This is a genomic window from Streptomyces sp. NPDC002671 (assembly GCF_053592475.1).
This window is the reverse complement of the sequence record NZ_JBSFVU010000038.1, coordinates 1-12,525: the sequence shown is the minus strand read 5'-3', so window position 1 is coordinate 12,525 and position 12,525 is coordinate 1. Positions and strand designations below refer to the sequence as shown.

At 68.4% G+C, this 12,525-nt stretch carries 7 protein-coding genes and 2 pseudogenes; 4 read left to right on the top strand and 5 right to left on the bottom strand.

All coding sequences use genetic code 11. The annotated features are described in order from the left end of the window. The first annotated feature begins 109 nt into the window (after nt 1-109). The 3 genes and pseudogenes from ACWD35_RS37480 to ACWD35_RS37470 all read left to right on the top strand — a co-directional run bounded on the left by ACWD35_RS37480 (nt 110) and on the right by ACWD35_RS37470 (nt 4,192). Nucleotides 110-2,944, top strand: coding sequence for a DEAD/DEAH box helicase (locus ACWD35_RS37480; RefSeq protein ID WP_451355845.1), 2,835 nt, complete (start codon nt 110-112; stop codon nt 2,942-2,944). Next, nucleotides 2,941-3,381: pseudogene (locus ACWD35_RS37475) on the top strand (SWIM zinc finger family protein); the annotation flags it as partial. The gene ACWD35_RS37480 and the pseudogene ACWD35_RS37475, both read left to right, overlap by 4 nt. 322 nt (nt 3,382-3,703) lie before the next feature. After that, nucleotides 3,704-4,192, top strand: a complete 489-nt coding sequence (locus tag ACWD35_RS37470; RefSeq protein WP_451355882.1) for a hypothetical protein — start codon at nt 3,704-3,706, stop codon at nt 4,190-4,192. A gap of 775 nt (nt 4,193-4,967) precedes the next feature. On the opposite strand, the gene ACWD35_RS37465 is transcribed toward ACWD35_RS37470, so the two are convergent. From ACWD35_RS37465 to ACWD35_RS37445, 5 genes are all read right to left on the bottom strand, one after another. Beyond that, nucleotides 4,968-5,195, bottom strand: coding sequence for a hypothetical protein (locus ACWD35_RS37465; protein ID WP_451355844.1), 228 nt, complete (start codon nt 5,193-5,195; stop codon nt 4,968-4,970). Between the two features lie 21 nt (nt 5,196-5,216). Further along, nucleotides 5,217-9,497: a polymorphic toxin type 17 domain-containing protein gene (locus ACWD35_RS37460; protein ID WP_451355843.1), complete on the bottom strand. Its 4,281-nt coding sequence runs from the start codon at nt 9,495-9,497 to the stop codon at nt 5,217-5,219. After that, nucleotides 9,481-9,846, bottom strand: coding sequence for a hypothetical protein (locus ACWD35_RS37455; RefSeq protein ID WP_451355842.1), 366 nt, complete (start codon nt 9,844-9,846; stop codon nt 9,481-9,483). The genes ACWD35_RS37460 and ACWD35_RS37455 overlap by 17 nt, the downstream gene beginning before the upstream one ends. Before the next feature lie 204 nt (nt 9,847-10,050). Further along, the gene (locus ACWD35_RS37450) at nt 10,051-10,854 is read right to left on the bottom strand and encodes a hypothetical protein (protein ID WP_451355841.1); all 804 of its coding nucleotides are present in this window, start codon (nt 10,852-10,854) and stop codon (nt 10,051-10,053) included. 404 nt (nt 10,855-11,258) lie between these two features. Further along, the gene (locus tag ACWD35_RS37445; RefSeq protein WP_451355840.1) at nt 11,259-12,014 is read right to left on the bottom strand and encodes a DUF6531 domain-containing protein; all 756 of its coding nucleotides are present in this window, start codon (nt 12,012-12,014) and stop codon (nt 11,259-11,261) included. A gap of 9 nt (nt 12,015-12,023) precedes the next feature. On the opposite strand from ACWD35_RS37445, the pseudogene ACWD35_RS37440 reads away from it, so the two are divergent. Next, nucleotides 12,024-12,430 (top strand): annotated as a pseudogene (locus ACWD35_RS37440) (adenosylhomocysteinase); the annotation flags it as partial. Nucleotides 12,431-12,525: the final 95 nt, after the last annotated feature.

The following is a 12,525-nucleotide window of genomic DNA, read 5'->3' as shown; positions in this document are numbered from 1 at the left end:
GCTGGTGGACGAAGGCGCGGTGAAGACCGCCTAGACGACGGTGAGGCGAAAGAGAGTGGCACGAGTCCTCGTACGGGAGCAGAGCACAGGCACGAGGAGCGTGCCACCGTTGGCCGCACCGGAGTCGGCCGCCTGGGGGCGGAGTCTGCTCGACGGCGGCTGGGCGGCGGTGTTCCTCCCCGGCGAGCCTGCCCGCCTCGGCCGGTTGCTGCTCTGGCAGCCCGCCGGGGCAACCGCCGTCGAAGGCATGGCACCCGTGGGCGTCGAGGCCGAGACGGCGGAACTGGTGCTCCCGCACGGCCGCTCGGTCAGACGGCGCAGAGTGGAGGGTTACGCGCTGCCCGTCGCCCTCGCCGTTGCCGCGCTGTCCGGGGCACAGCCGACGCATCCGTCCGCTGCCGCCTGGCAGGCCGCCGCCCGCTTCGCGCTGCGGCTACTTGCCGACGGCCGCCTCCACCCGGCTCTCACCCCCGCCGGCTACGACACCTGGCAGGCGGGCCCCTTCACCTCCGCCCAGCGGCAGACGCTGGACACCCTCGCTGCCGCCTTCCCGCCCCACGCCCACTGCCTGCCCGAGCCCGGTCCCGCACCACTCAGGATCGCGGAACCGGCCGCGCTGGTACGTCACTTCTGCGACGCGGTCGCCGACGAACTGGTCCGCACCCCGGCCGCTCCGCTTGCCATGGGAGCCCTGCCGTACGCCTGGCGCGAGCCGCGTGCCGTGCCCGCCCTGCGCGAGTGGGCCGAGGAGACCGCCGCCGCGTTCACCGCCGACGCCAGGGTCTCGCTGCGGGTCGACGTACCCGAGGGGAGGCGTCGGCAGTTCCGGGCCGTCCTGCAGTTGCACACAGCGACGGATCCCGCGCTCGTCGTGGAGGCCGCACAGTTGTGGAGCGAACCGGCCGAAGTGGAGCGGCTACTCGGCCCGCGCGCCGAGACCGAGACGCTGCTCACACTGCGCCGCGGCGCCCGCGTCTGGCCACCGCTCGACCGGCTACTGAAGGACGCGGCTCCGGACCAGCTGCGGCTGACCGACGACGAGGCCCTCGACCTGCTGGGCGACGCCACCGACACACTGCGCGGGGCCGGTATCGACGTGCACTGGCCGCGCGAGCTGGTCAAGGCGCTAACCGCGACCGCGGAGATCGAGCAACGCACCGCGCCCGGCTCCAGCGCGGGCGGCATGCTCGACGCCGACACCCTCCTCGACTTCCGCTGGCAGCTCTCGCTCGGCGGCGACCCGCTCACCGAGGCTGAGATGGACGCCCTCGCCGAGGCCCGCCGCCCCCTCGTCCGGCTGCGTGACCAGTGGGTGGTCGCCGACCCGAAACTGGTAGCCCGCGCCAAGCACCGCCGGATGGAACCGCTCACTCCCATGGAAGCACTGGGCGCCGCGCTGACCGGCGCGATGGAGCGGGACGGGGAGACTCTTCGCTGCGCGGCGGTCGGGGCGCTCGCCGACCTCGTCGCCCGCATCCGCGACCCCGAATCCCGCACCCCCGCCGCCCAGCCCGCCGCGCTCAAAGCCACCTTGCGCGACTACCAGAAGCGGGGCCTCGCCTGGCTGGCCGAGATGTGCGAGCTCGGTCTCGGCGGCTGTCTCGCCGACGACATGGGCCTGGGCAAGACCATCACCCTGCTCGCTCTGCACCTGCACCGCCAGACCGATCCCGACACCGCGGGCCCCACGCTCGTCGTCTGCCCCGCCTCGCTGCTCGGCAACTGGCAGCGCGAGGCGACCAGGTTCGCACCATCCACTCCCGTGCGCCGCTACCACGGCGGCGACCGCCACCTGAAGGACCTGGCCGGGGACGAGATCGTCCTGGTCACTTACGGAGTGCTGCGCCGCGACCGGGAGGCCCTCGCCGAGAACGCCTGGTCGCTGATCGCCGCCGACGAGGCCCAGCACGTCAAGAACCCCTACGCCGTCACCGCCCGTGAGCTGCGCGCCCTGCCCTCCCGCGCCCGCGTCGCGCTCACCGGCACCCCCGTGGAGAACAACCTCTCCGAACTGTGGGCGCTCCTCGACTGGACCACCCCCGGACTCCTCGGCCCACTCACGGCTTTCCGCGACCGGCACGCCCGAGCGATCGAGTCGGGCGAGGACCCGCAGGCTGCCGCACGGCTATCCCGTCTCGTCCGCCCGTTCCTGCTGCGCCGCAAGAAGTCCGACCCGGGCATCGCGCCCGAACTGCCCGCCAAGACCGAAACCGACCGTGTCGTACCGCTGACCGCCGAGCAGGCGAGCCTGTATGAGGCGGTGGTCCGTGAAACCATGGCGAAGATCGCCGAAGCCGAGGGCATCGCCCGCCGCGGCCTGGTCCTGAAGCTCCTCACCGCGCTGAAGCAGATCTGCAACCACCCCGCCCAGTTTTTGAAAGAGCACAGCCTGCGCCAGTCCACACCGCTGCACGGCCGCTCCGGCAAACTGGCGCTGCTCGACGAACTGATCGACACCATCACCGCCGAGGGCGAGTCGGTGCTGGTCTTCACCCAGTACAAGCAGATGGCGACCCTGCTGGAGAAGCATCTCGCGGAACGAGGCGTCCCCACACTCTTCCTGCACGGCGGCACGCCCGTCACCGCTCGCGAGGAGATGGTGGACCGCTTCCAGCGCGGCGAGGTGCCGGTGTTCCTGCTCTCCCTGAAGGCCGCGGGCACCGGCCTCAACCTCACACGGGCCACCCATGTCGTGCACTACGACCGCTGGTGGAACCCGGCGGTCGAGGACCAGGCCACCGACCGTGCCTACCGCATCGGCCAGGACAAGCCCGTACAGGTCCACAAACTCCTTGCGGAGGGGACCGTGGAGGACAAGGTGGCGAAGCTTCTCGAATCCAAGCGCGCGCTCGCCGCCGCCGTGGTCGGCTCCGGTGAGGCCGCTCTGACCGAACTGTCCGACGACGATCTCGCCGCACTCGTTGCCCTGGGGAGGCAGTCATGAGCCCCTCGGTCCCCAGCCCGCGCCGCGTGCCGGCCCGCGGCAGGCGGGCCTTCGCCGCGACCTGGTGGGGCCAGGCATGGGTGACGGCCCTGGAGGACTCCACCCTGGACTCGGGGCGCCTGTCCCGCGGACGCACCTACGCCCGCCAGGGCATGGTCGGCCCCGTCACCATCGCCCCCGGCCAGGTCAAAGCCGCCGTCCAGGGCAGCAGGCCCCGCCCCTACCGCTCCGCCGTCCACCTGCCCGTCCTCACCGACGCGCAGTGGAATACCCTCCTCGACACCATCGCGACCCGGGCCGGGCATCTCGCCGCACTCCTCGACGGCGAGATGCCCGCCGAACTCGTTGACGACGCCCGACACTCCGGCGTCCCCCTGCTCCCGCAGCCCACCGAACTCGACCCCGAATGCTCCTGCCCCGACTGGGGCTACCCCTGCAAACACGCCGCCGCGCTCTGCTACGCCATCGCCGCCACCATCGATACCGACCCCTTCGTGGTGTTCGCCCTGCGCGGCCGCGGCCGGGAGGAAGTCCTCACCCAGCTGCGCGCCCGCCGTACGGCCGCCCAGGCGACCTCCACCCCACCGGCCCCAGCCGGCCTCGCGGCCGCCGGCGCCTACGCGGCCTGGGCCGCCCTGACCGAACACACTCAGCCCCTTCCCGAACTCCCCGAACCGGCCCCCCACACCGCCGCGCTGCCCGCCGCCCCGCCACCCGGCACCCGGCACCGGCCTGTCTGCCACGGACCTCGAACACCTCATGGCGGACACCGCCGCACGCGCCGCCCGGCTGCTCACGGGCGACACCACCAGCCTGCACCTGAACCAGCACGAGGACGCGGCACGGATCGCCGCAAGCAACTGCGGCCCCGAGTGGTTCCACCACCTCATCCAGAACACCGGTGCCAAACCGACCGCGTTCGCCCGCCTCACCCGCGCCTGGCGGTATGGCGGCCCAACCGGCATCACCGTCGCCGAACACCCCCACACCCCCGACCCGACGGTGATGGCGGCGGCGCGCAACGCCCTGACCACGGCCCTCACAGAGATGACCACCGCCCCCGCCACCCTCAGGGCCTGGCGCAACCGCCTCACCCTCACCGACCACCGCATCCAGCTGCGCCTGGGCCCCGACACCCGCTGGTACCCCTACCTCCAGCACGACGACGGCGACTGGTGGCCGGCAGCGCCCGCCGACCTCGACCCCGTCACGGCGCTCACCTCCGTCTGGCAGCAGACCGAGAGGTGACACGTACGACAGACCCGTGAACCGCCTCCTCAGCCCACAAGTTCACATCTACCGACTGCTCCGTCATCCGGCATCGCCCCTCACCGGTTCACTTGGTGTGGCCGGACATCGGCCGTACCGTCGTGGCTGCCTCGGATCCAGCCAAGGAACGACAACCGCACCTGACGGTTGTGATTCGAGACGTTCGTGTCCGCCAACCTCCGCAAAGACAACCCCAGGCTAACCGGGTTGCGGACACGCACCCAACGTCGGTGCCGTGGTCATCCCGTCTCGGGGCAACCGCGTCGGCCGCTCTGTCCTCCATTGGAAGCTCGTAGGCTGACCGGCACGACGGTCAACAATGCGTCAGGACCCATCACGACGGTGCAGAAGCCACTGGGCTGCCGGATCCAACACGCGCGGCCAGCTCGCGTTCCACCCTGCTCCCGGATGCCGCCGCAGGGGACGCCAGGCCCAGCCCCGCAAGACCCAAGGACCGGGCTCCCACAAGGCGAAAGCCGGTTTGCTGTCGGACGACCGACATACGGCTCGTCCTTCCAGCGCCCGTCCCCTATCTCTTTCCGTCTAGTACGAGGAACGGAACTCAGCGAGGACAGCTCCCCAACCGAATACGACCTTGTCTTCCGGAAAGTGACTGCGGCCAAGGACCTCCGCCGCGCGCAACACGGCGAAAGCCGGCCCAGGAGTTGTCGTCCGAGCGACAACGCCGTTCTTCTCGTGCATAACCGCGGACCCGCGTCGTAGACAGTGACGCCCAGACCGTCGGCGACCGCCGTCAGTAGTAGTCCTCCTGCTTTCGCATATCCCCCGTGGGCTCGATCTCCTCACGGAGGAATGTGTACACCTCCTCCTCTCCGTCGATCAGCACGGCGTAGGCAGGCGGAGTCGCTTCGTCGGGCGGCTCGGTGATGCCGAGGATGCCTCCGAGCTTGCCCTCCAGATCCGGTCTGTCGGAGGCCCGGAGCACGCGCACTTCTGCGTAGAACGGAAGGGTGTCCGCCATCTTGGAGTCAGTCCTTTCCGATCACTTATGAGTGATCTCGCCATCGAGGGACACATTAAGGTGGCTACCATCCCTGCTGAGCCACCCCATCTTGGCCTTGCCCAGCTTGCTCAGCTGAACATCCCACTCGAACGGCTGCCCGGCGGTCCTGGACGGTCCCTTGATCCATTCATTACCGAACCGGTCGATATAGCCCTTCCGAGCGCCGCGGGGCAGGCCCGTACTGACCGACACCCTCTTGTCCGGGACGAAGCGGATGCGTCCCGTGTGGGGGAGCTGAGCGTCCTTGATGAGCCCCTTGACCCCGGTCCGGGGCGTGGGAACGACCTCTTCGCACTTCAGACCCAGCGGGTCGACCAGCAGCAGCGGCGCGTCGACGTAGGCATAGTGATCGGGAGCGGCGTCGAGCCCAAGCGGGTCGGGGCTGAGGTACCGGGCGACTTCCGGATCGTAGTAGCGGAAGTAGTTGTAGTTCAGGCTTGTCTCAGTGTCGGCGTACTGGCCCGGAAAGCGCAGCGGACAGATGACAGATTCCGGCTCGTCGGTCCCGGCAGGGACGTGGGTGCCCCACAACGTGCTACGACGCTGCCACACCACCTCGCCCTCCTCGGCGACGAGCTCCATGGGGGAACCGGCGTTGTCGGTGATGACTGCGAGGAAACGCGTGGCGTTCCCGGGGCCCGTCTCCTCGGCGAGTCGCGCGAGGAAGGAGCCTCCCACAGGGACCGGCGACGGTGTGTGAAGGGTCTGGGTGACCGGGCGGTGTGTGTCCGGTTCGTAGTCCCACGTGGTCACCTTGCCGTCCGAGCCCGTCTCTTCGGTCAGACGGGTGTCATCCCAGGAGAATTCGACACGGTCGGCGGGTGATCCATCGTCAGCCACACGCTGCTTGGAGATGCGTCGGCCCAGCGGATCGTAGGTGTACCTCCATCTGTCGCCGCTCGGCATGACCACCTCGGTCAGACGGTCCTCAGCGTTCCAGTCGTAGGACCATGTATGCGTTTTCCCGCTGAGGAGTTTGCGCGTACGGCGGATGACCCGGCCTTGGGTGTCGTGCTCGTACGTCGTCCGCCCCGCTCGGCGGACGATCGTGCCCTCGAACGCGCGCTCACCGGGGGAGCCGTGGCCAGGTGCCGACACCTCCCGCACTTTGCCGGTGGTGTCGTAGGCGTAGGTCTCGGTCCAACCGTGCGCCCGTACCTCTGTGACCCGGCCCGTGCCGTCCAGGCCGAAGCAGCGTGTGCCCGAAGTCAGCTCTCGGATCTCGGTGAGATGGCCGTCGACCCGATATGCGTACGTGCGGTGCTGAAGGAGGTGGTCCGGACCGGGCCCGGCGGTGTCGGAGGACAGAGACTGCGCGGCCATCTGCCCGTTCGGGTTCCAGCTCTGCGTGAGCGTCACTCCCTCTCCGAACCGGCGCTCGATCTCACGACCCGCGGCGTCGTGCGAAAAGTCCAGCGAGCCCGCCACTGAGCGCAGTCGTACCGGTCGTCCGGCCGCGTCGTACGTCCAGTCCGAAGCCAGGCCAGACGGTGCCACACGCCGAGTACGGCGCCCCAGGGCGTCGTACTGGAAGACCGACGTGCGATCGTTGACCGTCTCCGACAAGATCCGCCCCAGTGGGTCCCGTTCCAGAGCCACCTGGGCGTCCGCGTTGGCCGCGCGGCACAGGTTGCCGTCCGGTGTGTACGCGTACGTCGTGATCTCACCGCTGTCGGTTTCCTGGGCCACGACCCTGCCGCGCGCGTCACGGGTGAAGCGCAGGATCTCGCCGGCGCCGTTGGTCCTGGCGATCAGCCTGCCTGCGGCGTCAAACGCGTACGTCAGCGTGCGCCCGTTGAAATCCGTCTCCGCGATCAGCCGGCCGGCCTCGTCATAGAGGTAGGACCAGGTTCGCCCCTCGGGGTTGGTGACGCCTGTCAGACGCAACTCGGTGTCGTATGTGAACCCGTACCGGGTGCCGTCCGAGTCTGTGCGGGTTGCCGGGACGTCGAAGGGTGCGGCCGTCTGCCGGGTCGTGTTTCCGGCGAGATCGGTGTGCGCGATCAGGTTACCTTCGGCGTCCCAGGTCCAGGACTCACGCGTGCCGTCGGGGTACTCGTGCCACTCCGGCTTGCCCTCAACGGTCCAGCCCATGCGTGTGGTGTGACCGAGTGGGTCCGTCACCGCGACGATCCGGCCGAACAAGTCGCGGCCCACGGTCGTCTCATGTCCCAGCTCGTCGCTGAGCGTGATCGGCAAACCGGCCGCGTTCGACACGATTCTCCGAGTGTGGCCGAGCGCGTCTGTGACCGCGGCCAGGTGTCCCGAACTGTCGTACTCGTAGTGGGTCTCGGCACCGGTCGGGTCCACGGTGACACGCACATTGCCGCGGTTGTCGTAGGTGTGCCGCCAGGCCGCCCCGCCCGGCTCGATGACCTTTGTCGGCAGTCCGAGCGCGTTGTACTCCGCCTGGGCCTCCGCGCCATCGGGGAGGGTGAGGCCGGTGAGGTTGCTGGCGCCGTCGTACGCGTAGCGCGTGATGTGCCCCAATGGGTCCGTCACGGCGACCGGCCGAACTCCGTATTCATCCCACTCGGTCCACGTGACATGGCCCAGCGGGTCCGTCTCCTCCACCACCATCCCTTCGGCGTTGTACCGGTACACCGATACGTGGCCCTGGGAGTCGGTGTACGTCGTCGTGCGGGCGGTGTCGTCGTAGATCAGGGTGCCGGAGAGGATGCCGTCGATGCCCTCGGTGCGGGTGACCCGGCCGCGCTCGTCGTAAACGTAACCGAACCAGGTGCCGTTGCGGTCGGTCCAGCGGGTGACGCGGCCCTCGGTGTCGTAACTGAAGCGCAAGGGCTCGCCGCTGGAGTTGATGACTTCTGTTAGGTTTCCGGCGTCGTCGTAGCCGTAGCGCATCACGATCGTGCCCTCGTCGAGTGCCGTGCCCAAGCGGTAGCGGGAGGGCGGCTCGGCCACGAGGCGCAGTGCCGTGATGCGGGGGCCGTGGGTGTCGACGGCGACGTAGTAGCCGCCCGAGTGGCGGATACCGAACGGGATGCCCTCGTCGTCGCGTTCGACGTCGATGCGGTTGCCGTTGCGATCGGTCCAGGAGTCCAGGGCCAGGTGAAACACGCCGAAGGTAGGAGAGGGAACGGGGGCGGCGAAGGTGCGGGTCACGCCCGTCGACGGGTCGGTGACCGTCATCGCGCCATCCGGTGTGCCGTCCCACTCCAGAGGCCAGCGGGCCCCCTTGACCGGCATGGTTGGCACGCCTGGTTCCGGCACCGGGTACACCAGGCGCATGCCGTCGGCAGCGGCGAAGACGACGCCCTCGCCGTCGATCTGGAGGCACTCGTCGAGGGTGGATATCCAGGTCGGGCCGAAGCAGACGCCGCCCCGGTAGGAGGAGAGGTGAGTGCGCGTGAACTGAATCGGCAGGCTGCCTGGCAGTGTCAGGTCTGTGTGCGTCATCAGCATGGCGCCGGTCGCCACGTCGATCGGCTCGCCCACGCACGGCGTGTCGTCGGCGTTGCGGGCCGCCGGGCCCAGATCGACCAGGTCCGGGCGGAGCGACGGCGGGCGCAGCAGTAGCGGGGTGGTGTCGGCGAGGCCGCCTTCCATGCTCGCCTTCAGCAGGCCGCCTCCCGCTCCGAGGGCGCCGCCGAAGATCATGCCGTTCTTGGCGGCCTGGTTGACCTCGTCAAGGCTGAAGCCGTGCTGCAGACCCGTCGCCATCTGTAGCGGCTGGGCCACGGCAAGGTCGACGGTGACCGACTCGACCCCGCCGAACGCGATGCCGGCGAAGGCACCTCCGATGATGTCGGCCACCACGGCGGAGACCCCGACGCCTATCGTGGCGCCGAACTCGATGACCGCGTCCGCCGCAGCTGCCGCCGCCCCCGAGGCGATGCCCGCGGTCATGATGGCCAGCGCCACGCCACCCGCGATCACTGCCGCGTCGATGGCTATCCGCGTCCACAGCTTGTTGATCGCGTCGTCGATGCCGTCGGCGAACTTGTCCAAGCCGTTGGCCATCTCTCGCGAGGACTCCGCGAGGTCGCTCAGCCAGCCGCCGTCCTTGCCCTTGGCGTAGCGGTCCCAGAACTTGTGGAACGCCTCGATCGACTCACCCGTGTTGTTGTGGATGATCCCGGACGCGCTGCGGTTCACCGGGGAACGGACGTCATCCACCGAATCGGCGAACGCACGCCATGCTTTGGCGGCTTCCCGCAGCTGGCCGGAGTCGGCCTCCGGCCACCACAGGCCCATGTCGAGAAGGATGTGGCGGGCTTTGTCCTTAACGCTCACCGGCACCGTCGCTCTGCTTGTCGGTCTTCACTTCCGTGAACATGCCGGCGATGAGCTCGTCGTTGTCCACATGCCCGTCCGCCATGTCCACCATGGCCTCGTGAATGCTCGTCAACCCGAGCACCAGGATGCCCGCCGCGCTCTCGATCTTCTTCTGGTGCGGCTTGTAGACGCCGCCGAACTGGTCGCCCTGCTTGTCGTGTCCCCAGGGCTCACCGAGGCCGTCCAGGGTCTTGATGAGAGTGGTCAGGGCCTTGCTCAGATCCATGGCGCCCTGATGGAAGGCAGGTGCTGCCGCCTTGATGTCGGCGGTCTTGATGTCCAGCACCTTGCCGGGGACCTTGCCGTCGTCCATCGCTGTCGCCTCCCCCTGGTTCGCAACTGCGGCTTCTGACCCTAGAGGAGGCGAGTCAAGGGAAGGCCATATTGAAGGCATGCAATTGCAATGTGCCGACGGTGAGGCAGTGCCCCTCAACGACGTTGCGCGGCACCTTGGAGCTATCGGAGTGCAGCCGCACTGACTTAATGACGGACAGCCGGTCAGGTCGCGAGGCAGCCTCTACGCACCGAGAGACGTCACGGCTACGGGACGCGCACCGCGAGCCTCGTCCACAAAGGACGTACGCAGAGAGGTAAAACGTTCAAGGAGGGGGTCCCTGATCCAGCCGCCGAGCATGTGTGCCCAGGAGGCTGGATTGCGGTCCGCAAGGGCGAGAACCCGGCGCGCCTCCTGCTCGGAGAAGCATGGGCTCTCTTCCAGACAGTATTCCAGGAGGCCGCGGTCTTCCTCCCTAGTCTCCTCTTCCTTCCGGGGCCAGTCCACAAGGAGTTCCCAAGCCACCCAAGCAGAATCATGGTGAGGGTGGTTGCAGAGTTCGGGGTTGCCGTAGCACCAGCCATCCTCCAGGGCCTTGATGGCCGAGCGCAGCACGGCCCGGTCAAGGGCCCTTCTCTCCAGAGACTTGCAGTAGGACAGCACCTCCTCCGCCGAGCGGCGTAGGTCGGGTGACGCCAGCAAGTCCAACGAACTGAACGCGGTCTCCACATCTGCCCCGTGTTTGTCCAGCCGGGACGCACGCTGATCGTGATCGAGTTCTGGCAACATCCGCACTATGCGTATGAACGCATCGGCCGAGCGAAGAAACGCTGCCGAGGCGTCGGCGAGGGCGGCCTGCTGCCATAGGTCAGACTCGCCCAGCCCCTGAACTCGCGCCGCCACGACGGAGGCATCAGCTTGGGTGAGACCCGCTAAGAGCGTGGCTCTCGTCCCGCGGTCGACGCTCCGCCCGTTCCACCAAACAGTGATCAGGCCGGCGGGTATGGAGAGCAGAGCAGCGACAGCGCCCAAGTCTGCGATGTTCATGACCTCACCCTCCTCGCCGCCGAGTGCTCATCCACCAGTTGTTCTCCTTTGGATAGAAATCGAAAACAATCAGCGCTTTTGTCTAGCGATTATTTCGATAATGAACGCCGTTCCAGGGCCGCGAATTCCAAGCCACGGCGCTGGCCGACCCATCGTCCGAGCCCGCCATCACGCCCTCGGCCGGTCCCGTGGGATTGAGCGCAAAGATCCACGCGCGGCAAAGATGAGCCTCTGGTCTCGACGACCTGGAGGAGTCCTAGCACAGGTACCGTAAGGAACGGACCGAGCGGCGGACGGTCGGACGTCCGTCAGGGCTCTTCAGGTGTTGGATGGCACGATGGTCTCAGTCGGACGGGGCAGGCGGCGTGCCATAACCCGTCATCGAAGACTACGTTCGTTTCCACCTAGCCGTCGGACGAGCCCACTTCCCTGAGCTGTTCGGGGCTCTCGTCTGCGGAGAACGGACGGATGCCGAACAGGATGCCCTCGACGTCGCGTTCGATGTCGATGCGGTTTCCGTTGCGGTCGGTCCAGGATTCGAGGGCCAGGTGGAAGACCCCGAAGGTGGGTGAAGGTACGGGGGCGGCGAAGGTGCGGGACCACCCCGTCGTCGGGTCCGTGACTGTCATTGCGCCGTCTGGCGTGCCGTCCCATTCCAGGGGCCAGCGGGCGCCCTTGGCCGGCATGGCCGTGATGCCCGGTTCCGGTATCGGGTAGACGAGGCGCATGCCGTCTGCCACGGCGAAGACGACGCCTTCGCCGTCGATCTGGAGGCACTCGTCCAGGGTGGATATCCAGGTCGGGCCGCAGCAGACGCCGCCCCGGTAGGAGGAGAGGTGGGTGCGCGTGAACTGAAGCGGCAGACTCCCCGGCAGCGTCAGGTCCGTCTGCGTCATCAGCATCGCGCCGTTCGCCACGTCGATCGGCTCGCCCACGCACGGGGTGCGTTCGGCGTTGCGGGCTGCTGGGCCTATCTCGACCACGTCGGGGCGGAGCGATGGCGGGCGCAGGAACAGCGCGGTGGTGTCGGTGAGTCCGCCTTCGATGCTCGCTTTCAGCAGGCCGCCGCCTGCTCCGAGTGCGCCGCCGAAGATCATGCCGTCCTTGGCGGCCTGGTTGACCTCGTCCGGGCTGAGGCCGTGCTGCAGACCGGTCGCCATCTTCAGGGGCTGCGACCCGCCCTGGTGATCGGCTTCGGCAAGCTCGGCTCCTCCATCGCCACCTCATGCACGCCAAGGGAGTCCAGGCCACCGCCTTCGACATCGACCCAGTACGCCGCACCCAGGCCCTCTCCCAGGGCTTCGCCGTCGCCCGCGACCGCGAGGCCGCTCTGACCGGAGCCGGCCTGGTCCTGTGCGCCACAGGCGCGGTGTCCCTGCGCGGAGAGGACTTCTCCCACCTGCGCAACGGCGCCTACGTCGCCACCGTCACCTCCAGCGAAGAGTAACTCGACCTCGCCGGGCTCCCCGACGTCTACACCCGCACTCAGGTCGGCGACCACGTCACCCGATACCAGGCCACCGGTCACTATTTCTATCTGGCGAACGGTGGCAACGCCGTCAACTTCCTCCACGGCACTAGGGCCTGTGTGATGTCGTGATCAATCTTGCCGATCCGGGTCCGTCGGGAAGGCGGATCCGGTAGGAAGGCAATCGTGACGCGCAGGCAACT

Bases quoted from the DNA above. Each gene is read 5' to 3' on its own strand.
- ACWD35_RS37450 (WP_451355841.1), bottom strand. From the start codon at position 10,854: ATGAACATCGCAGACTTGGGCGCTGTCGCTGCTCTGCTCTCCATACCC.
- ACWD35_RS37465 (WP_451355844.1), bottom strand. From the start codon at position 5,195: ATGGCGGACACCCTTCCGTTCTACGCAGAAGTGCGCGTGCTCCGGGCC.
- ACWD35_RS37470 (WP_451355882.1), top strand. From the start codon at position 3,704: ATGGCGGACACCGCCGCACGCGCCGCCCGGCTGCTCACGGGCGACACC.
- ACWD35_RS37455 (WP_451355842.1), bottom strand. From the start codon at position 9,846: ATGGACGACGGCAAGGTCCCCGGCAAGGTGCTGGACATCAAGACCGCC.
- ACWD35_RS37445 (WP_451355840.1), bottom strand. From the start codon at position 12,014: ATGGCGACCGGTCTGCAGCACGGCCTCAGCCCGGACGAGGTCAACCAG.